Source organism: Streptomyces sp. NBC_00569, from assembly GCF_036345255.1.
Classification (GTDB): Bacteria; Actinomycetota; Actinomycetes; order Streptomycetales; family Streptomycetaceae; genus Streptomyces.
In genome coordinates this window covers 6,123,929-6,147,996 of record NZ_CP107783.1, presented here as the reverse complement: position 1 = coordinate 6,147,996, position 24,068 = coordinate 6,123,929, and the positions used below count along the sequence as shown (strand labels likewise).

Annotated in this window: 19 protein-coding genes, 1 tRNA gene and 1 pseudogene; 11 read left to right on the top strand and 10 right to left on the bottom strand. The window is 66.4% G+C overall.

Translation table 11 applies throughout. From position 1 onward, the window contains the following. Positions 1 to 11: 11 nt before the first annotated feature. The 4 genes from OHO83_RS27645 to OHO83_RS27630 form a co-directional block, all read right to left on the bottom strand. Complete coding sequence (locus tag OHO83_RS27645) at positions 12 to 752, bottom strand: S16 family serine protease (RefSeq protein ID WP_266671015.1); 741 nt, start codon at positions 750 to 752, stop codon at positions 12 to 14. A gap of 739 nt (positions 753 to 1,491) precedes the next feature. Further along, a complete protein-coding gene (locus OHO83_RS27640) occupies positions 1,492 to 2,133 on the bottom strand; it encodes an IclR family transcriptional regulator (RefSeq protein ID WP_329435007.1) in 642 nt (213 codons plus the stop codon). Between the two features lie 363 nt (positions 2,134 to 2,496). Further along, on the bottom strand, positions 2,497 to 4,305 hold the full coding sequence (locus OHO83_RS27635; protein ID WP_266671019.1) for a DEAD/DEAH box helicase: 1,809 nt from the start codon (positions 4,303 to 4,305) through the stop codon (positions 2,497 to 2,499). Between the two features lie 264 nt (positions 4,306 to 4,569). After that, complete coding sequence (locus OHO83_RS27630; protein ID WP_330280798.1) at positions 4,570 to 6,042, bottom strand: MFS transporter; 1,473 nt, start codon at positions 6,040 to 6,042, stop codon at positions 4,570 to 4,572. A 284-nt stretch (positions 6,043 to 6,326) separates the two neighbouring features. On the opposite strand from OHO83_RS27630, the gene OHO83_RS27625 reads away from it, so the two are divergent. The 4 genes from OHO83_RS27625 to OHO83_RS27610 all read left to right on the top strand — a co-directional run bounded on the left by OHO83_RS27625 (position 6,327) and on the right by OHO83_RS27610 (position 9,772). Beyond that, a tRNA-Cys gene (locus OHO83_RS27625) sits at positions 6,327 to 6,398 on the top strand. Between the two features lie 341 nt (positions 6,399 to 6,739). After that, positions 6,740 to 7,096 (top strand): hypothetical protein, encoded by a 357-nt coding sequence (locus OHO83_RS27620; RefSeq protein WP_266671021.1) that lies wholly within the window; start codon positions 6,740 to 6,742, stop codon positions 7,094 to 7,096. A 64-nt stretch (positions 7,097 to 7,160) separates the two neighbouring features. Further along, complete coding sequence (locus OHO83_RS27615) at positions 7,161 to 9,233, top strand: hypothetical protein (protein ID WP_330279860.1); 2,073 nt, start codon at positions 7,161 to 7,163, stop codon at positions 9,231 to 9,233. Beyond that, positions 9,230 to 9,772: a hypothetical protein gene (locus OHO83_RS27610; protein ID WP_330279859.1), complete on the top strand. Its 543-nt coding sequence runs from the start codon at positions 9,230 to 9,232 to the stop codon at positions 9,770 to 9,772. Before OHO83_RS27615 ends, OHO83_RS27610 begins: the two co-directional genes overlap by 4 nt. A 740-nt stretch (positions 9,773 to 10,512) precedes the next feature. On the opposite strand, the gene OHO83_RS27605 is transcribed toward OHO83_RS27610, so the two are convergent. The 3 genes from OHO83_RS27605 to OHO83_RS27595 form a co-directional block, all read right to left on the bottom strand. After that, positions 10,513 to 11,124 (bottom strand): TetR/AcrR family transcriptional regulator C-terminal ligand-binding domain-containing protein, encoded by a 612-nt coding sequence (locus OHO83_RS27605; RefSeq protein WP_266671027.1) that lies wholly within the window; start codon positions 11,122 to 11,124, stop codon positions 10,513 to 10,515. A 743-nt stretch (positions 11,125 to 11,867) separates the two neighbouring features. Beyond that, positions 11,868 to 12,068 (bottom strand): DUF397 domain-containing protein, encoded by a 201-nt coding sequence (locus tag OHO83_RS27600; RefSeq protein WP_266671029.1) that lies wholly within the window; start codon positions 12,066 to 12,068, stop codon positions 11,868 to 11,870. Then, entirely contained in the window at positions 12,065 to 12,928 is an 864-nt protein-coding gene (locus OHO83_RS27595) for a helix-turn-helix domain-containing protein (protein WP_266671031.1), read from the bottom strand. The genes OHO83_RS27600 and OHO83_RS27595 overlap by 4 nt, the downstream gene beginning before the upstream one ends. A gap of 124 nt (positions 12,929 to 13,052) precedes the next feature. Here OHO83_RS27595 and OHO83_RS27590 point away from each other — a divergent pair, with 124 nt between their 5' ends. The 7 genes and pseudogenes from OHO83_RS27590 to OHO83_RS27560 all read left to right on the top strand — a co-directional run bounded on the left by OHO83_RS27590 (position 13,053) and on the right by OHO83_RS27560 (position 20,017). Continuing rightward, positions 13,053 to 13,595, top strand: a complete 543-nt coding sequence (locus OHO83_RS27590) for an ATP-binding protein (RefSeq protein ID WP_330279858.1) — start codon at positions 13,053 to 13,055, stop codon at positions 13,593 to 13,595. 118 nt (positions 13,596 to 13,713) lie between these two features. Next, positions 13,714 to 14,082: a hypothetical protein gene (locus OHO83_RS27585; RefSeq protein ID WP_330279857.1), complete on the top strand. Its 369-nt coding sequence runs from the start codon at positions 13,714 to 13,716 to the stop codon at positions 14,080 to 14,082. A 555-nt stretch (positions 14,083 to 14,637) separates the two neighbouring features. Next, a pseudogene (locus OHO83_RS27580) lies at positions 14,638 to 15,213 on the top strand (Uma2 family endonuclease). A gap of 274 nt (positions 15,214 to 15,487) precedes the next feature. Further along, positions 15,488 to 15,982 carry a hypothetical protein gene (locus OHO83_RS27575; protein ID WP_266671035.1) on the top strand — a complete coding sequence of 165 codons (495 nt, stop codon included), beginning with the start codon at positions 15,488 to 15,490 and terminating at the stop codon, positions 15,980 to 15,982. A gap of 5 nt (positions 15,983 to 15,987) precedes the next feature. Next, complete coding sequence (locus OHO83_RS27570) at positions 15,988 to 18,282, top strand: DUF6571 family protein (RefSeq protein WP_266671037.1); 2,295 nt, start codon at positions 15,988 to 15,990, stop codon at positions 18,280 to 18,282. Positions 18,283 to 18,285: 3 nt separating this feature from the next. Beyond that, entirely contained in the window at positions 18,286 to 18,921 is a 636-nt protein-coding gene (locus OHO83_RS27565; protein ID WP_266671039.1) for a hypothetical protein, read from the top strand. Between the two features lie 829 nt (positions 18,922 to 19,750). Next, complete coding sequence (locus tag OHO83_RS27560; RefSeq protein ID WP_266671041.1) at positions 19,751 to 20,017, top strand: hypothetical protein; 267 nt, start codon at positions 19,751 to 19,753, stop codon at positions 20,015 to 20,017. A 123-nt stretch (positions 20,018 to 20,140) separates the two neighbouring features. Here the strand turns inward: OHO83_RS27560 and mycP are convergent, their stop codons facing one another. Genes mycP through OHO83_RS27545 form a run of 3 tightly spaced genes read right to left on the bottom strand, consistent with a single transcriptional unit; the run spans position 20,141 to position 23,797 of the window. Beyond that, positions 20,141 to 21,547 carry a type VII secretion-associated serine protease mycosin gene (mycP, locus tag OHO83_RS27555; protein WP_266671043.1) on the bottom strand — a complete coding sequence of 469 codons (1,407 nt, stop codon included), beginning with the start codon at positions 21,545 to 21,547 and terminating at the stop codon, positions 20,141 to 20,143. A gap of 3 nt (positions 21,548 to 21,550) precedes the next feature. Then, positions 21,551 to 23,239, bottom strand: coding sequence for a WXG100 family type VII secretion target (locus tag OHO83_RS27550; protein WP_266671045.1), 1,689 nt, complete (start codon positions 23,237 to 23,239; stop codon positions 21,551 to 21,553). After that, positions 23,240 to 23,797: a hypothetical protein gene (locus OHO83_RS27545; protein ID WP_266671047.1), complete on the bottom strand. Its 558-nt coding sequence runs from the start codon at positions 23,795 to 23,797 to the stop codon at positions 23,240 to 23,242. Positions 23,798 to 24,068: the final 271 nt, after the last annotated feature.

Genomic DNA, 24,068 nt, shown 5'->3' with positions numbered 1-24,068 from the left:
GGGGCAGGGACTCAGCAGCTGGGGACCTTGCCCGCGTCGCCCTTGTCCAGGGCCGTCAGCGCGGAGACCGCGCCCCGCAGCGTCGTCACGGGGATCAGCCGCATGCCCTTGGGCAACTCGGCCTTGGCGTCGCCGCACTCCGCCCTCGGCACCAGGAACACCTTCGCGCCGTCCCGCCAGGCGGCCTGCGTCTTGAGCGAGACCCCGCCGACCGCGCCGACCTTCCCGCCGGAGGTGATGGTGCCCGTACCGGCGATGGAACGGCCGCCCGTGAGGTCGCCGCCGCTGCCGTTGCCGTCCAGCTTGTCGACGATGCCGAGGGAGAAGAAGAGCCCCGCGCTCGGCCCGCCGACGTCGGCGAGCTGAAGGTTCACGTGCACGTCCTTCGGGTCCTTGCCCAGATAGCCGAGCGCGGCCTCGGTCGCGGAGTCCTGCGACTTCTTCATCTCGCCGAGGTTGTGCTGCTCGATCTCCTTGGTGGAGTCGCCCGCCGGGTACACGGAGTCGCGGGGCATGACCGCGCGGTCCGTACGGAACCAGCTGTCGACGACATCGCCCAGACTCACCTCGGCGTCGGGCCCCGTAGCCACGATCGTCACCATGCGCAGCTTCCCCGAGGTGTCGCGGGTGGGCGCTCCGGAGATCTCGATGACGGGCTTCCCCTTCGAATCCCCGAGCACATCGGTGGTCGGCCCGGGCTGCGCGATGGCGAACGGCAGCGGCGCGAACCCCGCCACGGCAAGCAGAGCCACCACAGGCAGAGCACAAACGGCAAGGGCCCTGGGCCGAGAAATCCGAGAGAGAAGCACGAGCCCAATCTAACGCGAGGGACACCCGCGACCACGGTGGCGGGGGCACCCGCCGGTTGTTCAAGGGGCAGGTGCGGCGCCGCTTCGCTCAGGGGACGCGGGGGGCTGCGCCCTTTCACCAGGGGCGGGGGAATGGCCCCGTTTCACCCAAGGGTGGGAGGAGCGGGGCCCCTTCACCCAGGGGCGGGGAACGGCGCCCTTTCACCTAGGACGCGGGGAACCGCGCGACCGGCCGGGACGAACCCGCAGCCGACAACGAACCGACACCCATCCAGGGGCGCGAGGAACCGCGCGACCGGCCAAAACAAACCCGCAGCCGCCAACGAACCGACACCCATCCAGGGGCGCGAGGAACCGCGCAATCAATCGACACTGGCCCGCGGACGGAAACGGACCCTTTCAAGGGGGGCGGGGAACCGCGCAAACAACCGACACTGACCCGCGGACGAAAACGGACCCTTTCAAGGGGCGCGGGGAACCGCGCAAACAACCGACACTGGCCCGCGGACGGAAACGGACCCTTTCAAGGGGGGCGGGGAACCGCGCAAACAACCGACACTGACCCGCGGACGAAAACGGACCCTTTCAAGGGGCGCGGGGAACGGCGCAAAACGCCCGCCACTGATCCCCCGCACAAACACCGGCACCAACACCCCGCACAAACAACCGGCCAGGCAGCGCGCTAGCGCAACGCGTCGGCCACTTCCCGCGCCGCGTCAAGAACCCGCGGCCCCACCCGCTCAGGGACGGAGTCCGAAAGCATCACGACCCCCACACTCCCCTCGAGCCCTGTCACCCCCACCAACGGCGCCGCAGCGCCACAGGCGCCGGCCTCCAGCTCCCCATGGGTCAGCGTGTAACCGGGCTCGGGCGCAAGCCCCTGCCGCGCAGCGAGTATCGCCCGCCCCGCGGCCCCCCGGTCGAGCGGATGCCGGAACCCCGCCCGGTACGCCACGTGATAGTCCGTCCACGTCGGCTCGACGACGGCCACGGCGAGCGCTTCCGACCCGTCGACCAGCGTCAGATGCGCGGTGGCCCCGATGTCCTCGGCCAGGGAGCGCAGCGCCGGCAGCGCGGCCTCCCGTACCAGCGGATGCACCTGGCGGCCCAGGCGCAGCACGCCGAGCCCCACCCGCGCCCGGCCTCCGAGGTCGCGTCGCACCAGAGCGTGCTGTTCGAGCGTGGCGAGCAGGCGGTACACGACGGTGCGGTTCACGCCGAGCTTGTTGGACAGCTCGGTGACCGTCAGTCCGTGATCGGTGTCGGCGAGCAGCTTGAGGACACGCAGTCCTCGGTCGAGCGTCTGGGAGGTCTCCGCGGTCACGACGCCCACTCCTTAGTGGTGAAGGCGGCGGCCCCCTCCGCGGCGGTTGCGACGCCGGTCCCGTGGGCGACGCGCGTCAGAGGCCGCCGGTCGGCAATCGACCCGGTTCGGATGGTCCCGGGCGGAGGCGCATGGCGCACCGGCTGCGCTCCGCGGCGGCTCTGCCACGGGGCGTGTGCGTTGCCGGGAATGTAGCGAGGTCGTCCCGCTCAGCGGAAGACTCCGTCCAGAATCCGGGCAGTAACTATCCTGACCTGTACCGATTGCCCCGTTACGCGGGGCGTGGTCAACGGAGCGTGCACCACCTCTGCACGTAGCGCGCACGATTCCCGGCACGCCGGCCCGGCACTGCGCGAGCGGATGTCACTTCATCCGGGTGGCCCACTCCTGGACCTTCGCGATGCGCTGCCGCAGCTGCCCGGCCGTGGCCTCCGCGCTCGGCGGCCCCCCGCACACCCGCCGCAGCTCGGTGTGGATGACACCGTGCGGCTTGCCGCTCTGATGTACGTACGCCCCGACCATCGTGTTCAGCGACTTACGGAGTTCGAGGAGCTCCTTGTGCGAGACGACGGGCCGCCGCTCGGCCGGCATCTCGAGGAGATCGGCCTCACTGTCCGGCTTCTTCTTGCTGTGCGCGATCTGCCGGGCCTGCCGCTTCTGGAGCAGCATCTGCACCTGGTCGGGTTCGAGGAGCCCGGGAATGCCGAGGTAGTCCTGCTCCTCCTCGCTCCCCGGGTGGGCCTGCATGCCGAACTCGGCGCCGTCGTAGAGGACCCGGTCGAACGTGGCCTCGGACTCGAGCGCCTCGAAGGAGAACTGCTCCTGCTCCCCCGTGTCCTCGTCCTGCTCCTTGTTCGCCTCGTCCATCTCCTGCTCGGACTCGGCGTAGGGGTCCTCCTCCCCGTCCTTCTTCGGCTTGTCGAGCACGTGGTCGCGCTCGACCTCCATCTCGTTGGCGAAGCCGAGGAGGTCGGGGACGGTGGGCAGGAAGACGGACGCGGTCTCGCCGCGCCGCCGTGAACGTACGAAACGGCCCACGGCCTGCGCGAAGAAGAGCGGGGTCGAGATCGTCGTCGCGTAGACACCCACGGCGAGCCGGGGCACGTCGACGCCCTCGGACACCATGCGGACGGCGACCATCCAGCGGTCGCCGCTCCCCGAGAAGTCGTCGATCCGCTTCGATGCGCCGGTGTCGTCGGAGAGGACGGTGGTGGGCTTCGTGCCGGTGATCTCCCGGATCAGCTTGGCGTAGGCGCGGGCGGAGTCCTGGTCGGCGGCGATGACGAGACCGCCCGCGTCCGGGATGCCCTTGCGGACCTCGGTGAGCCGCTGGTCGGCGGCGCGCAGCACACTCGGCATCCACTCGCCGCGCGGATCGAGGGCGGTGCGCCAGGCCTGGCTGATGGCGTCCTTGGTCATGGGTTCGCCGAGCCGGGCGGCGATCTCGTCACCGGCCTTCGTGCGCCACCGCATGTTGCCGCTGTAGGAGAGGAAGATGACGGGCCGCACGACACCGTCGCCGAGCGCGCTGCCGTATCCGTACGTGTAGTCGGCGGAGGAGCGCCGGATGCCGTCCTTGCCCTCTTCGTACTGGACGAAGGGGATGGGGTTGGTGTCCGAGCGGAACGGCGTACCGGTGAGGGCGAGCCGGCGGGTCGCCGGCTCGAAGGCCTCCAGGCACGCCTCGCCCCAGGACTTCGAGTCACCGGCGTGGTGGATCTCATCAAGAATCACGAGGGTCTTGCGCTGCTCACTGCGGTTGCGGTGCAGCATCGGCCGCACGCCCACACCCGCGTACGTGACCGCGACGCCCTGGTACTCCTTGTTGAGCGGCCCCGCGCTGTACTCCGGGTCCAGCTTGATCCCTATGCGCGCGGCGGCCTCGGCCCACTGCTTCTTCAGGTGCTCCGTCGGCGCGACCACGGTCACCTGCTGCACGACATGGTGGTGCAGCAGCCAGGACGCGAGGGTGAGCGCGAACGTCGTCTTGCCGGCGCCCGGGGTGGCGACGGCGAGAAAGTCTCGCGGCTGCTCCTGGAGGTACCGCTCCATGGCCCCTTGCTGCCAGGCACGCAGCTTGCCCGCGGTGCCCCAGGGGGCACGGCCGGGGAAGGCGGGTGAGAGGTGGTGGGAGGAGGCGGAAGCGGTGGTGGCGGCGGCGGTGGTAGTCACGGTCTCCGGTTTTGACGCAGGTACGGGCTCGGGCGCGGGCTGCGGAGTATTGACGCAGGCTTCTGCCCCTGGAGGTACGCACTTTGACGCTGGGGGTACGTACGACAACCGGGCCACCCTACCGGTGGGGTGGACGCGTCAGCGGGGGAACAGCGCCGGGGTGCCGCACGATGCGACCCGTTTCACAGTCGGTCTTACGCAGCGCGTTCGGGTGCCGCACAGAGCGCGTACAGCCGGACGTCCGTTCAGTTTCGGGGGCCGGATTCAGACGCCCGGATCCAGCCGGCCGACGCCCGGAGGCTGGGACGCCGACATCACGCGCGTAGCCACCCAGGCCCCCACCAGGGCCACCGCCGCCATCGGCAGGAACACCGCGACAAAGGCGGCCGGATGGGATCCGCCGTCACCGGCCGAGGCTGCCTCATGGGCGGAGCCCACCGCTCCGCCCCCGAGCGCGGCGAACGCGGCGCCGCCCACGGCCAGCAGGACGACGTTCGACAGGCCGTCCGAGATCTGCAGCGCGGCCGAGTTCGCCCCCGCCTCCTCCGGCGCGGACAACTGGAGCAGCAGCACGCTCGTGGACGAGATCACCAGGCCCATCCCGAGACACCCGAAGCCCCACGCCACCGCCACGATCCACACCGGCACCGCCTGGATCAGCACGCTCGGCGCGGTCACGATGGCCGCGGCCACCAGGACCATCCCGCCCGCCATCATGCGCTCCCGGTACGGCTCCAGGCCCGGCCGGGACTGCACGTACGAGCCCAGCGCCCACGTGGCCCCGCCCACCGCCAGTGACAGCCCGGCCGCCATCGGCGAGAGCCCGCGCTGGGTGACGAGCATCAGCGGCACGAAGGACTCGGCCGCGATGAAGGACCCTGCGGCGACCCCGCGCAGGAGGACCACGGCGGGCAGCCCGCGGGCGGCGCGATACGTACCCCGGGGCAGCAGCCCGAGCACGGCCGGCACGAGCAGGGCGACACCCACGGCGCCGGGGAGAAGGGACACCCAGGCCAGGTCCTGGGCCGCGTACTGCAGGAACCCGGCGCCGAAGGAGATCCCGAGAGCGAGCCGGACACGACGCCGGTCGACGGCGCCCGGGACGGCGCCTTCGGCGGGTCCGGAGGCGCGGCGCCGGATCTGCGGCAGGGCGAGCGCGAGCGGGAACACGACCAGCACGGGAATCCCGATGAACACCCACCGCCACCCGAGGTGCTCGGTCACGGCGCCGGACGCGAGCGGCCCGACGACGGAGGGGACCACCCAGCTCGCGGCGAAGGCGGCCATGATCGCGGGCCGCAGCCGCTCCGGATAGGCGCGGCTGACCACTACGTACAACGCCACGATGACGAGCCCGCCCCCCAGCCCCTGCACGGCCCGCCCGGCGATGAACATCCACATGGACGCCGCGGTGCCGGCGAGCAGCAGCCCGGCAGCGAACGCCGCGATCCCCGCCCCCAGAGGCGCCAGCGGCCCGCGCCGGTCGGCCCACTGCCCGGACAGCACCATGCCGAAGAGGCTGGTGGTGAAGTAGGCGGAGAAGGCGAACGCGTAGAGCGACACCCCGTCGAGCTCACGCGCGGCGACGGGCATGGCGGTCCCGACGGCGGTGGCCTCGAACGCGATCAGCAGAACGACGGAGACGATGCCGATGCTGAGGGCGCGGTAGCCCCGCCCGAGCACGCCTTCACCGGTCCTGACGTCGGCAGCGATACCGGCAGCCAAATCGGCAGCCATACGGGCAGCGCCCTCGGCAGCGAGTTCGGCGGGGGTGTCGGGGGCGATGGCGCGGGCGACATCGGCGTCACCGGACGGTTCCAGGGCGGTCATGAGCTTCAGAGTAAGGGGCACGACACCACTTGACCCCTGTCGGTGGTCCCCGTTCTCCTGGTCCCTTGGTCGTACGACCATGAACGCCGTATGGCAGTCACATTGCGACCCACGCGCCCCTCTTGGCGCGACGGCGGACGGGCCGTACGGTCAAGACATCGAGTTCAACGAACCTTGTTCCGAACTCAGTTGGCCGTGTGCCCGAGTGGTTTAGGGATTCGCCTGCAAAGCGAAGCACACCGGTTCGATTCCGGTCACGGCCTCGTGCGACACCTCATGAAGGGGCGCCCCGCTTCGGCGGGGCGCCCCTTCGGCGTTGAGCCACGGACGCCGTAGACCGCAGAAGAGAGCCGGCCCGGCGTCGGGGCCGACATCGGGTCCCGGTGCCGGCCCCGACACCGGGGGCGCTCCGTCAAGCCGGACGGAGCACGTCACCCGAGGCGGACACCGCCCCGGCCCGCTCGCCGCCGGGCCACGCCACTGATCACCCGGACGTGGGGTGACCAGCGCGTCCGGTTCCTCGTTGCCCAGAATCCCGCCTCGGATCAAGGCAGTTGGCCGGTGCGGGGGATGTGAATACACACACGGGGAGGACATCAGCAACATGGTCATCGGACCTGCCCAGGGCCAGCAGAACCTCGCTTCGTCGCCGGCGCGGAAGCGTGCCGCGGCCCGGGCGATCGAGAACCACATCGAGCCCGACACGCGCCGCTCGGGCGAGTGGGCGGACGAGGACACAGGGGCCGCCATCAGGGCGTTCGACGCGAAGGACGGGCACGGCTGGGTCACGTCGTCGTCCCTGAAGAAGACGCACAAGGCCTGGGGGGATCAGGTGAAATCCCTTATGAACAGGCTGAGTTCGGAGAAAGTGTCGCTGCGCGCCACCACGGCACTCCTCCAGGGAACGGACTTCGGGGTAGGGGCACACGTCCGGACGTCGTCATCGCTCGACCGCTACTGACCGCCGTACGGCCTGCCCCCGACCGACGCACGAGGAACGCCCCATGCCCACGTACCACGAGATCATGACCACTGACCTCGCCACGCTCACCACCGCGGCCGATCGCTGGGACGGTATGGCGAAGGAGTTCGGAAAGCGGGAGACGGACTACAAGCGGGACGTGCACGGCATCACACCCGGCCCGCCGTCCCCCTCGACCTGGACCGGTCTGAGCGCCGACGCGGCCGGCAAGCGCTTCGACGTAACGCTCCACGAATTCCGGAACGCCCGGACGGAAGCAAAGGCGATCGCCTCGCTGCTCCGTGACGCCCACGCGCAGTTCACCACGTTGCGCGGCCGACTCAAGTCCGAGCGCGAGGCAGCCGTCAAGGCCGGCATAAAGGTCTCGGATCGCGGCGTCGTGGCATACGACGAGGAACGCGCGGCCGGAGACGCCTCGAACTCGGCGATGCACGACCCCACAAGCCGGGCCGAAGTCCAACGGGCGGTCGAGTCCTGGCAGGGCCGTATCGACAAGGCGGTACGCGCGGTGGGGGACGCCGACGAGGGAGTCGAGATCGCGCTTGGTGCCGCCGTCTTCGATTCCAACCTCACCGACGGCACGGGCAACGGGTTCAACTCCCGCGCCAAGGGCGACATCGAACAATACGAGGCGGAGGCAGCAAAGAAGTCCGCGCGGAAACTCGCCAACGGCGAACGGCTCACGCCACACCAACTTGCGGAACTCCAACGCTCGTTCCGCGACAACAGCCACGATCCGGGATTCAGCCGCACCGTCCTGGACAGCCTGGGCCCGAGCGGCACGATCCGCCTGACCAACAACCTCGGCGACCTCGCCCATGTGACCGACCCCCGGCATGCGGCCGACTACAACTCCATCGAGACCGGCCTCGCCAACTCCCTTGCGACGGCCACCAAGAACACCCGCTCCAAGTGGTACAAGGACTGGCGGACGGAAATGCGGAAGGCGGGCGTCGCGCGCTACGAGACCGATTTCCAGGCAGCCAGGCTGGACAAGGTCCACGGATACCAGTCACTGGTCACGCTCATGCAGCACGGTGACGGGTACGGACGCGAATTCCTCGAGGACCTTGGCGACGACATGATCAAGGCCGAGAAGAAGAACCCGGAAATCTGGGACCTGAAGGGCGAATACAGCGGAAAACAGAAAGGCTGGTTCGCCAACGACCCGGTCGACGGCGTACTCGGCATCATGAGCCACGAGCCCGCCACGGCGGCGCACTACCTCAATGACGACGACCGCATGAAGTACCTGACGCACGACCGCGACTGGAAGATCACGCTGCACACGGAGGAGACGCCGAAGGCGACGGTCTACACACCGTCCCTGGACGCGGACACCCACGCGGGCTTCGCGGCGGCACTCCAGGCGGGAGCCACGGGCCTGGACCCGTCGGACCCGAACGCCAAGTACGTGGAGCACTCCGCGGACAACAACAAGGTGTTCAAGTCGTCGCTGAAATACCTGGCAGAAGAGGGCGACAAGTTCCCGCCGTCACTACGAGAGCCCATGGCGAAGATTCTGGTCAATCATGGGGATACGGTGCATGCGGCGGCCAGTCGAATCGAAATGAAGGGGTCGAGTATCCCGCAGGACCAGCTCTATGAAGTGGTGAAGCAGGTATCCAAGGACCAGGGATCTTATGCAGCACTTAACAGCGGAATCAATCACGCCATGGTCGCCGACATTCATGACCCTGACCAGAAACGCCCTATGGACTCATTGAGCCATGCAGGGCGAACCGTAGGGTTCCTCGAACAGGCCAGAACTGCGGCCGCAGGAGACCCCGAAGTTGCCGACTTCAAACACAAATGGGTCGTCGACCAAGCAATCGGCTACCTTCCCGTCGGCAGCGACGAAGTGCAATCGGGGTTTGACTATGTGACAGAAAAGTGGCTGGCTGACGAACAAAGAAAGCTGGACGATAAGGCGGCAGACGCCGACCTCGCCAAATACAACAACCGAAACAGCCAGCTGATGGCCCTGGCAGAGGAGTGGCGCAAGGTGCATCACACCGACAACAGCTCGCCGTACGATCCACAGGACGTGGTGGACCAGGCTGCAGACACGGGAGCCCTGCGCGCCCAAGGAGTATCCAAGGAGACCGCCAAATGATCCGCCACAACAATCCGACCGGATTATCTGCGATGGCAGCCTTCACGCTGTTTTGCTTGCCTGCCTGCAGCGCACGGAGCATCGAAATTCCAAAGAATATCTGCGACACGCCTGTCACACAAGGTCTCACCGCGCCCCTGCTCAAACCTGCGGGGGAATTAAGCGAGTGGCACACCACCGGATGGGGCGAGAAAGGAAGGTCTGTATGCATCGTCTCTGTCGATAGATCCGAAGCGCTCCGACTCAGGGTTTCCTGGCACACCGACAGTATCGACCCCATGAAGTACTCATCGCTCGATAATTCCGCGACCGGGCTGTGGGAGCCGAGGCGCATTCATCACCTGGCCGAATCCGCCACGCTAGGAGATAACGGGTCGATTGCCACAACTCGATGCAAGGGCAAGGGGAAATGGAACTTTACTCTCGCCCTCAAGGTCACCCGCGACCGTAAGATCGTCCACCAGAGAAAAGCCATCGACAAGTTCATGCGCGCCTACATGCCCGCCACCATGAAGACCGTGGGCTGCACGCCCCCCTGACAAGCGAGCGCACGCGCCCCGTCACCCCCCGGCCGTAAGAATCACAGCCCCACCCACAACAATCACCGCAAACGCAACAAACACCGCCACAAACAGCAGCAGCTTCCCGGCGGAGGGACCTGGTTCGTAAGAGCGCGGCTCGGGCCCGTCCGCCGGATCCTGACGGTCCGAAGGCTCACTTGTCGTCACCACTGCCGTCCTCTCTCCGCGACGTTCGCGCATCCAAACGTACGACGCAGCCAAGACGCGCACTCAGTCGCCCCGCCCAAACCCGGCAAGACGGACGGCGACCGCGCCCACGGAAAGCCGGAATCCAGAAGACAGAAGGCGGAAGCAGGACCCGCACACGTACGCCTCGCACAGAGAAGGCGTCTCACGTTCGGCCGTACAGGGCCCCGCTCGGATGCGGGGCCCTACCGACCACTCCTGCCACCCCCGTGACGCGGCAGTGCCGCATCACCATAGGCCTGGACCATTGCAAGTCCACTGAGCGGCCACTGGATGATCACCGGGCTTCCTCAAGCGGAATGAGGGCCGCCCAGCCACGGGGGGAAGCCGGGCGGCCCTCTTACTCAAGAGTAAGTACACGACGGCGGACACGGGCCCCCGGATGGCCGACGTTTGCTCGATCTGCACGCCCGGTGCGCGACCGTCACACACTTGTCTCCGCTGGTCATGGCCATGGATGAGCCCTGAGGACGCCGTCGCGCGACCACACCGGTTCGGCCGAAGTCAGCCGGTCACCCACCCCCACCGAACACGCCCCCACAAGCCGCCCGGTACGCCGCCTCGACGCTCGCATCGACGAGCCGCTCATCGATGTCCGCCCGCATGATGAGCAACCGGTAGTAGAAGGGCGCGCTCAGCGCCGCGATGACTTCGTACGCATCCGTATCCGGAGGAACCTCGCCTCGCTCGACGGCGCGACGCACCAACTGCGTCACGACCTCGGTGCGCGCGACGAAAGCGCCACGGACAAGATCCGCAATGTGCGGGTCGTACGCGGCGGCCGCCACCATCGCCTCGACGAGGTTGCGACTGCGCGGCTGGGCGTGGAATCCGGCGATGGCCTCGGCCAGTTCGTACAGGTCCTGGCGGAACTCACCGGAGTCGGGCGTGGCGATGGTCTTGCTGTGCTGGGCCATCAGATCGACGACGACACCCTCGACGCTGCGCCAGCGGCGCCTGATCGTCGAGACGTGCACACCGGAGCGCGCCGCGAGCCTGTCCAGGGTGAGCTCAGCGAACCCGACCTCGTCGAGCTCGTGCAGCGCGGCGGCGAGGACAGCCGCGCGAGTGCGGGCCGTGCGTCCGCCGGGGCGGGCCGAGCCGGGCTGTGGTCGCTCACTCATCGACGTCAATCTAGACGCCGATTCGGTGGGCACGAGATCTTCACGTGCGGTTCGGTTGATTCCTGCCGATTTCGTGTTGTGTTGCCGACCGGCTTCCGGATAACGTGACCCCACCTTAATGCGCGGCGAAAAGCATTAGCGCGTCGTGCGAGGTGTACGGGGGACCGTGAGCCTCAGACCCGAACCGGGCCTGAGGCTCACACAACGGGGGATATCGCCACCGCTGTCGCGCCGGCCAACGCCGCGCGGCAGCGGTGGCGCCACGACCGAGGCGGAGAGCCCCTCCATGTCGTGCGACCACGACACGCACCGTCCGCCGGAAGATCGTGATGACCGCAGCCGGCCTTGTCTGCGCAGCGGCCCTGCAGACCACGAGCGGTGCGAAAGCCCACGCCGACTACACCGACGACATCACGTTCAAGATGGGCCGGACGCGGCAACTGGGCGACCGCCCCCCGCGCGAGGCCCGCTTAGGGGCGACTACCCGTACGCCGCCGACGACAGGTCCGACGGCTGCTTCGTCAGGGGAATCCTCACCACGGGCCGCACCGAAAGCACGCACGGCAAGCCGTCAGCGAGCTCGGGCCGCCAGGGCGAAACCTCCCCGGACCACGACTGTGACCTAGGGGCCCGCCTGGAGAACCAATACGTACGCGCCTGCTCGACGAGTACTACGTCCGCTCCTGAACAGCCGTGCCACTCCGCGCTTCCCGACCTGAGTACTACGACAGCGACTTCGGAAGTCACCACGCAGCGACGAAGGCGGACCAGGCCGCAGGGGAGACGGAAATGCTGATCTTCCGGGGGGCCTTGGAGTCGCGAACGAGGACACTCAACGGAGTCGTAGCGACCTCGACACACTCGTTGCTGTTGCCGCTGTCGCTGTGGCTGCTCTTGAACCAGACCAGTTCGGAGCTGTCCCCGACAGAGGACTTGCTGATCACGTCTCTCCCAGAGCTTGCTCGATGAAGGCGAGAGTCTCCCGTGGGGTGAGAGCCTGCGCCCGGATGATGCCACACCGGAGTTCGATGACCCGGAGATGCTTCGGCTCCGCGAGCGGACGATTGCCGAACTCTCCTTCGCAGCGCCCGACAACCGAACCGTCTCCGAACTTCATCACCTCCATGTCTCCACCCATCCCAGCGTGATCGTCACGGTCAGTCGGCATCACCTGGATCTCGACATTGCGCAACTGTCCGAGCCTCAAGAGGTGTTCGAGCTGGCGGCGTAGAACCATCTTGCCTCCGATCGGCCGCCGCAGAGTCACCTCTTCCTGGACGAAGCTGAGCGAAGGGGCCGGCGCCCTGTCAAAGATCGAATGCCGGTCCACCCGGGCACACACCAGCCGCTCGACCTCTTCCTCCGAGTACGACGGCCGCCGCCGCGCGTATTCCTCGGTCTGCAACAGGCCGTGCAGGTTGTGGCAGCCATACGCCCCGATCTCGACGGCTTGCGCCTCCAGCTTGGCAAGCTCCCGCACCCTCTTCGGGTACCGGGACCTAGCCACATCCCGCTTCATCGCTGAGATCTTCCCGCCCGCGCCCAGGACTTGGTCAGCCCGGTCCAGGAACTCGGGCCGCGGGATCCGCGCCCCACGCTCGATCTTGTAGACGAGATTCTCGCCGTACCCGACGGCTGCCGCGAACTCGGCGGGCCGCATACCGGCGGCCTCGCGCCACAACTTGAGCTGCCTCCCCACAGCTTCTACGACAGCGACACCTGCGTCGTCATCAGGATCAACGTCCCACCCGGACTCGCCTGCGTGTCCCCTGTGTTCCTCGTGTCCCACCTGCTCCGCGCTCACACGCGCCCCCTCCCCCACCGGTCACGGGTACACCCAGTACAGCCCTGTACAAAGACTGGACAGTCACCGAACGTACCGATGCCATCGCTGGCCAGAGTACGCACGCCCGGCCACGCTGAGTGACATGAACGACGCCGAAATCACCTTCACGATCCGCCTGTCGGCAACACCCAGAGGTGCCCGCCTCGCCCGCCGCCTGACAGTCCAGCAACTCGTCGACTGGACATGCCCGTTCGAGACGGCGGAGCTACTGGTGGCCGAACTGGCGAACAACGCAATCACCCACGGCCGCGTACCCGGCAGAGACTTCCGCCTGACACTCACGCTCACGCCGACGGACACACTGTGTATCGAGGTGACGGACGCACGCGGAGACACAATGCCGCGCGAGCCGGGCTACGGCCTGCTCCTCGTCGAGGCACTGGCGGAGGTCTGGGGTACGAGATTGGGCCCACCTCCAACCAAGACGGTATGGGCCGAATTGCGGGCATCGAAGCCGCCCCGACCGCATCGAGGTTTCCACGACGCGGTGACCCAGGACCCGGTCGCCCCCGCGATCAAAAATAAAGCCCCCAGGGAGAGAACCTCCCCCAACCACCCCCAAACCCCCGGCCTGCCGCCGCATCTCACCCACAAGGGTGATCACCCTCAACTCGGCTTGCGTTAGGCCCTGTTCACACCCCACGCTCGCCGAGAGCGACACAACCCAAAACACAGAACGGCCCCCGCAGGGACTGGCATCCCAAGGCGAGGGCCTAACCACCCAGGAAGCGAAACCCTTCCCGATGGCTGATCAGCAGCTTAACGCGCCCCCGCGCGCCCAGTCCCAGGTTCCGGCGGACGTTCCCCCGGGCGGTATCCGCCACATCAACCGCCGCCACGCGGACCGCTACACGGTCGTAGGCAACCACCTGGTGCAGCACCGCCAACTCTCCCTAACGGCCGTCGGCTTGGCGGCCCACATCCAGTCACTCCCACCCGGAGCCAGCGCCACGATCAAGACACTGGCGACCCGCTTCCCGGAGGGCGAGGTCCGCATCGCGGCGGCGTTACGCGAGCTCGAAGCACACGGCTACCTGACCCGAACTCGCGAACGCCTACCGTCAGGCCGAGTACTCACGCACACGACGTCGTACAACAACCCATCGGCATGAATGGCAGTTCAGCGCCAAAGCCCCCGCGGAAACCCCGCACTCCGACCACTCCCCCGCGCCCACATCCGTCAATCACCCCCTCAACGCCACCGGATGCGGCCCCCGAGCGCTCAACGCTCCCCACCCTCTCCGACCCAGCCTCGTCACTCCTGGCAGACCTACGCCGCGACGACCCCCGCCTCATCCTCCCGGCCCGCGAAGTGACCCGCCTCGCCCCGGCCGTAACGGAGTGGCTGGACAGGGGCATCACCCCAGACGCAGTGCGCAGAACCCTCACGACCGCGCTCCCGCAAACGAAGATCCACCACCCCGCGGCCCTCCTCTCTCACCGCCTCACAAACCTCCTGCCGCCTCCCCTCCGCCCAACACTCCCGGCAACGCCCCACCGCACCGCCCCAACCCGCGCCCCACTCCAGAACTGCGACGGCTGCGACCGTGCCTTCCGCTCCCCGACCCCGGGCAAGTGCCGGTCGTGCCGAGACGCCATGCAGGAGGCCGCCTAGCGTGAAACTCATGACTCCCGCCCCCGGCCAGCAACGACGAGAGGCGAGCGACATGACCATCGCCCCCAGACACGCTCGCGCGGCAAGCCACACCTACCGACGATGAGGGAGTTCGTTCAGGCGATGGACGACACCCTTCCCGGCAAGTTCGAGATCACTGAAGAGGGGATCGTCCACGACATGACGTCGCCGGCGAAGTCGCACGAGCTGACCGCGCTGCGCATCCGGACAAGGTGCTGCCCGCGGACCTGGTCGCCCACACCGGCACACCGGACGTGGAGGACGAGCCGGAAGCATCATGCGCCACCCCGATGTCGTGGTCATCGTCGAATCCGATCTGGAAAGCGAAGGCACATTCGACGCACGCACACTGCTGGCCGCCGTCGAGGTCGTCTCCCGCTCGAACCCCGAGAACGACTGGGTCGGCAAGATCCGGGACTACCCCGCGATGGGCATCCCGGTCTACGTCATCTTCGACCCCCGGACGGGTACGGGCGGACCCTTGACGGACATCCACCCCACCCCTGAGGGCCCGCGTTACGCAACGCGCAAGGGCTTCGTCTATGGCGAGGACGTGACTATCGCGGACTGGACGATCTCCACCGAGAGGCTCCCCCGCTACACGTGACGGTTACCACCGGGCAGGCTGCCACGTCCCTGGTTCCAGGCCGTGACAATCGCCGACTGGACCATCCCCACGGACACGCTCCCCCGCTACCCCTGCCCCACACACCACTCACGCCACACCCCGCGCGCTCACACACAGTTCCCGCCAGAGCGCGATCGCACAATGTGATCTTGGTCGTTCCGTTGTTAGGTTGATCGCGATCGTCACATCCGGCAGTCGCGAAAGCAACCAGCCGCACAGGGCGCACAACGCACACGGGGGAAGGTAGTCACGCATGGCATGGGAAGAGTGGGAGCAACTCAAGACCGACGCGGAGGCTCGGCGGTCTACACAGATGCAGATCAATCACGTGGCCCCCGAAGGCCCCGGCACGTTCGGGGACCTGAAGGTCAAGAACGCCGATCTGGAGAAGATCGGCAAGGAGGCGCACTCCCTCTTCGAGCACCTCGGCCGCGAAGGCAAGGTGGCCAACTCCAGTAGCAACTCGGCTGCGAGCAACCTCAAGCAGCAAGGTTTCGACCTCGCATCAGGGCTTCAGCACGTATCGAACCGCTGGGAAAAGCAGCTCGGTTCACTCCTGGACGCCTGCGCACAGATCTCGAACCATCTCCACAGGACGCAGTCCATCCACGGCGGAGACGAGGACTACATCCGCCGCACGATGAGCAGCATCGACACGCTCGACCAGGGCTTCGACGAGCGCGTGGGCAAGGCCGGGAAACCGAACCCCGCGTACTACGGCAAGCCGAGCGAGAAGAAGGACGACTGAGCCTGATGGACTTCGACTCGCTCTACCACGCCAACTTCAAGCTGCTGGATGACACCGTGGAGGACTGGGGCCTGCTTGTCGGCAACCTGGAGAAGCTGGAGACCCAGGCTGAAGACGGACTGCACAAAGCAGCCAACAAGGCCAACTGGGCCGGCATAAACGCCCGTGTGACCAAGGAGTTCATCGGGAAGACGGCCGGCGAGTTCGCTGATGCTCACACACAGGCCAAGACGATCCACAGCATCCTCGCCGACACTGTAGGTGAGCTGAAGGGGTACCAGGAGGATCTGAAGAACGCCATCGGCCGGGGCCAGAAGAAGCACCTGACGGTCACCTCCACCGGCGACGGCGGGTTCACGGTCCGCGCCGCGAAGGGACACACGCCGCCCGAACCTGACCAGAGCGAGGTCACCGCGCTCCGGGACGAGGTTCAAAAGATCCTCGACAAGGCGACTGAGAGCGACAGTTCGGCCAGCAAGGTACTGAAGGCCATCGCCGATCAGAGCGAGCTTGGATTCTCCGACGCGAAATACAAGAACCGGGACGAAGCGGCGGCGGCCATCAAAGCGGCTGAAGAGTTGGCCAAGATCGCCAGGAAGAATCCCGAGGACCTTACGGTCAAGGACTTCGACCGGATCAACGCCGGGTTGAAGAAGTACAAGAACGACGAACTGTTCTCAGAGTGGTTCGCCACGGTGCTCGGCCCACAGAAGACCATGGAGTTCTGGGCCGGCATCAACGACCCCGGCGTGAACTGGGAAATCGGCCGCGATCGCCTCAACCAATTCGACGACCTGCAGCGCAACTTGGGCATGACTCTCGCCCACGCCTCCCAGAGCGACTCGAACGCGATGGACAACTGGCGGCGTAGTGTCATCGATCTCGGCGACAAGCCCATCCATGGCGACCGAGGCGGCCCCATGGGCTTCCAAGTCATGAGCAACCTGATGCGCACTGGCGACTACGACGACCAGTTCATGAAGGAATACGGCACCAAGCTCATGGCCACCGAGCGCAAACTCACCGGAAACGGCGAACACGACAACACGGCATGGCAGCACACGGCCGCCACTCAAACGCTCAACCGGATCGGCGATGACAGCGGGTCAGATCCACTCACGGGTTACCTGAAAGGGCTATCCAACAGCCCTCACGCAGCGACAGATTTCTTCAGCGAAGAGTACGTCTCGAAGGAGGACTCCCCCTTCGAGCGCGACACGGACGGCAACGGCTACAAGGGCAAGGTCCCTCTGTCTAACTTCCAGTACCTGTTCGAGGAACGGGAGTGGCCGCAGGAGACCGGCTCCGATGGCGACTCTCTCAATACCGGGAAGAACAACCTGGCACTGGCGTTGGAGGCAGCGACAACAGGCCACCCTGCGGGTGAGTTCCCCACAAAGGACACGCCTGTGCACTCCGCAGGTCAGGCAAAACTCGTAGAGAGTATCTTCGCCTCCGTTTCCGAAAACCCTGAACGCCTCAGCAAGAATGGCTACATGTCGGACAGCATGGGGCAGATTTCTGCCGAATTCATGCCGGACATCCATCGCGGCCTGCATGCCGGAGATGTCGGCGAAAGGCAGCTGTTCCCCAATGCAGGCAGCACTGCAGAGCTCAAGGAAAAGGACATTACTAGGTTCCTCTACACCGTAGGCCGTAACCCTGAGGGCTATGCGGCAGTGAACCTGGGGCAGGCCAGCTATACGACGCAACTGATGCAGCACCACTTCCAGAACCCTGACCTTTACGCCGCCGACTCTCACTTCGATCAGGACCAACGGCTCCAGAAGGGTATCAGCGGCATCGCACGGACTGCTGGAACAATTGAAGGGCTGATCGGCGGAGGTCGCGCGTTCGAGGGCGAACTAGAAGGTGGCGCAAAGGATAAGGAGTACAACGCGGCCATCGAAAGCGCAGGAACCTGGGGTGGCAGCATTGTCGGGGTCGGCATCGGGATCGGGACGGCACCGATGCTCGGACCCGGGGGTATCGCAACAGCCGGGCTGGCCGGAACAGCAGCCAGCGAAATCATCAGCTCTATCACCGACGGCTCCATGCAGGACAGCTCTGGCGAGGTCATCTACCGGAATGGAACGCACGTCGAGGACACAAAGCACTCCACTTACGCCATGGTCGAAGAGGCAGCACGGAAGGCCGGAGAGAATTCTGGTCATCGCTACCCCTTGATCGAGGCATCGGTCGGCACGGATTCACAATCCGGATTCAGTGACGCCGGAAGGAATGTGGACGACTATATCGACGGCGAAGGTAAAGCCAAGGAACTCGAAGAGGAAGACTAGGCGTTGAATCTCACCCGCCCCAAAGCTCTGACCGTTACAGGGGTTTCCCTGGTGCTCATCCTCGTGGCGATCGCTTACGCCTTCAAGGTTCCCCCCTTCAGCGAAAAAGCAGGAGAAATCAAGGCAACCGACGCCTGCCCATCGCTAGGATCTCCTTCAAGCGCAATTCCCGCCCTGAAGAAAATCTTGCCCCAGAGGCCGTCATATTCATTCGATGACACCGTTACTGGCGGCTCCAATACGTCAGCCCTCGACTACGGTGCTTCATGCCTGGTGACCGGGGAGAGCGAGAGCCCCCTGCTGGCGGCAAGAAGCAGGTCGATGCCTGCGGAATCCGCAAAAGGCTGGCTGAAGTGGGTAAAGACGACAGCCATAAACAATAACTCCGTTGGATCACTCACCCCCTTCACCGCCGGCGACAAGGCAGCTGCTTCCGGTAACTTCGCAGCAATCTTCCTCCCCTGCATTTCAGAGAGGAAAAACCAGAGCCCGCAATACAACATCAGCCTCACCGTCGAGCTTGGCCGACCGGGTGACACGTCAACGCGTGCTGGGCTGATCGACCTGGTAGAGAGCGCGGCCTCGTACGCGCACAAGAAGGCCAGGTGCAACATTCCACCCAAACTCTCGGACCGCTGATACACCGCCACCACTACCACTTACCGACCAACACGGCGCCGTCCTGGGAGACTTCAAATCCTTCGTTCCCACGGTTCAAATGTTTCGCCCGGACACCGGAACGGGGGCATAGCATGGGTTGCCTTTGGAACAAGCTGACCGGCACCAAATACCCTGTCTGCGACGTCGCCCCACTATCTGCCTCACAGGTCCGGGCCGTGCTGCTCGCACTCAACGGGGCAGATGTGGCGTACCGCGTGCGCAACGCTCTCCCTGCCGAGAAGGCCGATCTGGTCGCTGAGCGCCATGTCCGGAGGGTGGGTGTGAGGCTCAAGACCAGGATGCGCCTAATCCCTGAGAAACAAGAGGTGCGATTCCTCCACGAACGGTGGGAGAACCGTCCCCCTGACAGTGCCAACGGACAGTACGGGCGTGGCCACGCACCCGCGGTGTATCGACAATGGGAATTCGAACGCGGCCCCGATGGCAAACGGCACACGGCCGAAACATTCTGATTCGATACTCGGGAGATGACAGACCCCTTGCAGAGCAAGGCTCTCGACGCTGAGTGGACGTGGCGAGGCGTCTTCAAGCTCTGATCTAGGCCCACGGCGCGCGTGCTGCTCGACATGGGGCCGGCGCCCCGTCCTTCCGCACACCAAAGACCGCAGAGAAAGCAGCTGCGGGTCCTCGATACGCCGACATCATCGCCACGCAGACGACCCCGGGCCCCTGCGGGCCGCCGCTGTGCGGCGATTTCGGGTCGTGACTCACGGGGTAGTTCTGCGGAGCGCCGTACGGCTGGCACTGCGGCTGCCCGGGGGCGGGGTAGGGGCGTACGGGTACGCACATGACGCGGCACCTGCGGCTGCGGGTGGACCCCGATGGCGGCGCCCGCAGCGATCACCACTTCGGCGCCCATACCAATGCCGATCCGCAGGAGGGTGTTGCTGTCGTCGTCGCCATTTGCTGCGGCAGTCGGCGCGACGGAGTCCGCGTCGTCCGGCTGATGCGCCACATGCCCTCAGCCTTCATGGCTGTGAGGAACCACTGCTCGTCACGGGTGGACTCCGCGGCGGCGAACCTGGCTGCCATGCCCGTCAGCAGCAGACACTAAAGGGCCTAGACAGCGATCCGGTGCCGGATGCCCTTGGCGGGCATGCGAGTGCCTCTTGTCGCACTTCGAAGCGTGATCACTGGGCGCCGTTCAGGACTGTACGGGATGTCCCACGAGCGTCCGTCAGTAACCTCTTCCAGGGTTGCTTGGGTTGCTTGGAATACCAGGGTTGTTGACGTTGTACTGGCTGTCACTCGACGGAGGCGCGTACGGCTGCGGATTCGTGACCTGCTGTGCCCCGTATGGCTGTCCCTGGTAGGGCTGCTGGGCCGGAGGGTAGGGCGTCGGCGAGGCCGCCGCGCGACGCCGGCTGCGGTTCATTGCAACCGCGACCGCCGCGCCTGCCACGACCAGCGCGCCTACGCCGATGCCGAACCAGAGCGGGGTGTTGCTGTCGTCGCCGTTGGATGCGGCAGCCGGAGCTGCGGAGCTGTCGTCCGGGGCCTGGGCACCCGTTCCCTTGGAAGGCTTGGCCGACGGCGACTTGGACGCTGCTACGGGGTAGTCCGGGAGCGGGTACTTGTTGGCCGGGCCGGGGTCGCCCGGGGTCTTCAGGGCGATGCGGGGGCGGACAATTCCATAGCCGATTGCATCGTTGCGCTTGGCGCCGTCCGTGGGGCCGCCGATGGTGTTGAGCATGACCCGGAGTACCTGATTGTTGGTCCAGTCAGGGTGCTTGGACCAGATTAGAGCCGCGCTGGCCGAGGCGAGGGCCGTCGCGTCACTGGTGCCGTGGGTCTTGCAGAAGCCGGTCTTGCCACCACAGGCGTGAACCATTTCATCGCCTGGGGCGGAGATATCGACCTGCGAGCCATAGGTCGACTCGGACGTCCGATGCAAGTCCTTGCCGATTGCGCCAACGCCCACTACGCCTGGCGTGGCCGCAGGGTATTCGAGCGTATTGGCCTTGTTTCCACTGTTGCCAGTTCCAGCAAAGATCAACGAACCCTTCTTCAGGGCGTAGTCGACAGCTGCCGAAAGCTGAGGCGAGCCTTGCGCCTGCGCCTGAGAAATATTGATGACCTTCGCGCCTTCGTCAGCCGCGTACCGGATTCCCTTGACCAGCGCATCGAGGAACTCGGCGCTCGAGTCGGCCTCACTAGACGCCTCCATGGCGTCCGGCAGACGAATCGGAAGGATCTTCGCACCCGGCGACAAGCCGAGAGAGCCCTGTCCACCTCCGTAAACACCTGTCCCAGCGATCAGTGCAGCCATCCCGGTGCCGTGGCCCTCGTAGTCGGTGTACTCATCTCCCGACTGACTGGCCGGCGCGAGATCCTTGCCGGTGAGGATCCTGCCTTGCAGATCCGGGTTGTTACGGTCCACCCCCGTGTCGATGACGGCGACCGTGACCCCCTTGCCCGTGCTGGTCTTCCACATGCCGTTCGCCTGCATGGCATCGAGATACCACTGCTGAGACCGGATGGAGTCCGCTTGAGCCGGGGCTGTTGCCGTACCCACCAGCAGCAAGCCTAGGAACACCGAAGCTGCTGCGCCGCGGCGCCTGTGACGAGTGCTGCTGGTGGGCATGCGTTACCTCTCGTTGTTCCTGGGTGCGTCGTCGACAACCGGGGGCACATTACGGCTGCTCTCCGGCTGCCAGGTCTGCTCGTCCTCAGTGAGGTAGTCGGGGCGCACCCCTCGCGCCTCATCGCGGCGTCCGACAGGGCTTGAGCCGTTGGGCACCGCAGCATTGCGGCCCGCCTGGCTCGCGCGGTGCGTGTCTTCGGGGGAACCTCCGCCTACGCTGCCCTGGCCGCGTACCAGTCCCGAGCCACCGGTGCTGAAGGCACGGGTATTCGGACGGCCTCCCTGCTGCTGCGGTCGGCCTCCGACGATGCCGCCCTTCTCGCCGGTGATCCCAGCGGCTCGCCGCTCTGAAGCAGCACCACGCGGGCTCTCGCCGCTCACACCGGGCCGTCCAGCCGTCTGTCCCGGCCTCGAACCCGGTCCTTGGTTTGTCAGGCCACGGCTTCCAGTCGTGCCACGGCCAGCCGCGTTGCCTTCGCCACCCATCACCGTGCCCCGGGGAATTCCCTTCGTGGGCTTGCCCGTTGCCGGCTGGGGACGCCCGCCGGATACCCCATTGTTCGCGGGCAGACGCCCTTGAGCCGCTCCCGTGGCCCGGCCCGTGGCACTCTGGCCCGGCATGCCGGTGTTCGGGCGACCTGTGGCACCCGTCGCCGGCTGAGGACTCGGTGTCACTGACCCACGGCCGTTGGCGAAGGGCGATGTGCCGCTGCGACCTGCCAGCGGTGGCCTGCCCCCGGGGTTTCCGATGGGCTTTACCCCTCCTCCACCGAAGACCGGAGGGATCACGCCGGGAGTAGGAGCAGTAGGACCGCTCGGGGGCGTGCTTACCGGTGCTTGGCCTGTTGTCTGCGGAGGAGTCTGCACGGGAGGAAGCGTGTCGACGGAGTCGACGCCCATCCGCGTCGGGACCTCTGGCTTCACCGGGTCCGCAGGCTGGATCTGTTCATGCTCAGCGACTGGAGCGAACCCAGCGGAAGCGGCATGCCCAGCGGCCGTCGCACCTGCGCCAGAAGCGACACCCGGGGTGCTTCCCGAACCTGCGCCCCCTCCAGGCGCTGCTACATCCTGACTAGTATCGATGGACTTGTGAGCCGCAGGCACAAACGCCTCCGGCGGCGGCGGAAACTTAGGCTTCGTTGCCGTCAGTTGATCCATCTGACCCGAAGACAAAGAAAACGCCTGACCAAGCTTCTCCATGTGCCCGGCCGCCTCGAGCCGCACCTTTTCCTTGTCGGCCGCGATTGCCGCGAGTTCACTCGACGACTTCGAAGCTACCGACTGGGCGTCAGGGTCGTTGTGCGCCGCATGCGCCGCGTCCAGATTGGCCTGGGCGCTGTGCTTGTCACGCGGAATGGTGGCCTGGGCGGTGGAGATCGCGTTGGCAGCCTCGCCCATCCACTTGGCGGCACCTTCGCTGTAATCGCCGAGCCCGAGCGTCGCGTTGGCCAAGTCGCCCGCCCACGACCGGAAGGAGTCCGCGCCCTCTCCCTTCCACTTCACCCATTGCGGACGGACCTTGAGTTCGTCCGCAATCTTGTGAATCTCCTTGGCTGCCGCCGTAAGCCTGCCGGCGGCGTCCTGGACATCACCGCTGTTCGCCTGGTCCAGCCACGCCAGCATCTGCTCGTGGCTCATGCTCGCGAACTGCGTGCCCCCGACGCTGCCGCCGTCGATCGGTGCCTCTGCCATTTAGACCCCTCCGCCCGAAGCGCCGTCCACAGACTCGGTCGTACCGCTGCTGCGGCTGCCTGATTCCTTGTCGCCGTTGTCCTTCTTGGGATGGTCAGGAACGTAGGGGCCGCCGTAGTGTTTTGTGGCCTCCGCGCTGATTGCGCGCATCCGGTCCTTGATGTCGTCATCGATGTTCGCGTAGCCCTTGTGCGACTTCAGAACAGCGATCCCCATGCCCTCGATGGAGTCGGAGAGCAACTGCGACAGGGTCTCGAGCTCCGCTATCACCGTCTGGTACGACGTGTGGAGGCCAGCCGCTTCTTTGAACCCGTCCGCCCCGCCACCGAACTGGGCGCGGGCCAAAGGCTCTTGCCCCAGCTTCTTCGAATCCGCCGGCGACCCCTTCAGATCCTTGATCAGCTCATCAACCCGCTGCTGGAACTTCGTGAACGACTCCAGCTCGGTGACGATGTCCCCCACCGCCGCCTGCGCAGCCCCCACCGCTCCGAGTACGCCGAAGAAGGCCCACGGCGAGCCGTCGCTGCCGCCACCGCCATTGTCCGCCGCCTCTGCCATCGCGTCCTCCCCGTTCCCCGCGTCCCCGTGTCCCGTACAGACCGCTCGTCGAGCGGCGACGCCGGCGTCGTCCGGACCGCTCGTCCCGTCGCGTTGCCCGCCGAAGGTCCATCGGCCGGCACCCTCGCCTACGAAGTCTCGACAACAACTCTAGCCATGCGCACTGTCAGTTCACACGCGGCCCGGTGCCGAGTCCATCAACAACACGTCACACAACGACACGACACGTCACAAGTCGCAACGGGCGGGGCGCGCTTGCGGCCTCATCTCG

Coding starts and splice junctions, on each gene's coding strand:
- OHO83_RS27630 (WP_330280798.1), bottom strand. CDS start 6,042: ATGGCTGCCGATTTGGCTGCCGGTATCGCTGCCGACGTCAGGACCGGT.
- OHO83_RS27620 (WP_266671021.1), top strand. CDS start 6,740: ATGGTCATCGGACCTGCCCAGGGCCAGCAGAACCTCGCTTCGTCGCCG.
- OHO83_RS27615 (WP_330279860.1), top strand. CDS start 7,161: ATGACCACTGACCTCGCCACGCTCACCACCGCGGCCGATCGCTGGGAC.
- OHO83_RS27610 (WP_330279859.1), top strand. CDS start 9,230: ATGATCCGCCACAACAATCCGACCGGATTATCTGCGATGGCAGCCTTC.
- OHO83_RS27605 (WP_266671027.1), bottom strand. CDS start 11,124: ATGAGTGAGCGACCACAGCCCGGCTCGGCCCGCCCCGGCGGACGCACG.
- OHO83_RS27590 (WP_330279858.1), top strand. CDS start 13,053: ATGAACGACGCCGAAATCACCTTCACGATCCGCCTGTCGGCAACACCC.
- OHO83_RS27585 (WP_330279857.1), top strand. CDS start 13,714: ATGGCTGATCAGCAGCTTAACGCGCCCCCGCGCGCCCAGTCCCAGGTT.
- OHO83_RS27575 (WP_266671035.1), top strand. CDS start 15,488: ATGGCATGGGAAGAGTGGGAGCAACTCAAGACCGACGCGGAGGCTCGG.
- OHO83_RS27570 (WP_266671037.1), top strand. CDS start 15,988: ATGGACTTCGACTCGCTCTACCACGCCAACTTCAAGCTGCTGGATGAC.
- OHO83_RS27560 (WP_266671041.1), top strand. CDS start 19,751: ATGACGCGGCACCTGCGGCTGCGGGTGGACCCCGATGGCGGCGCCCGC.
- mycP (WP_266671043.1), bottom strand. CDS start 21,547: ATGCCCACCAGCAGCACTCGTCACAGGCGCCGCGGCGCAGCAGCTTCG.
- OHO83_RS27550 (WP_266671045.1), bottom strand. CDS start 23,239: ATGGCAGAGGCACCGATCGACGGCGGCAGCGTCGGGGGCACGCAGTTC.
- OHO83_RS27545 (WP_266671047.1), bottom strand. CDS start 23,797: ATGGCAGAGGCGGCGGACAATGGCGGTGGCGGCAGCGACGGCTCGCCG.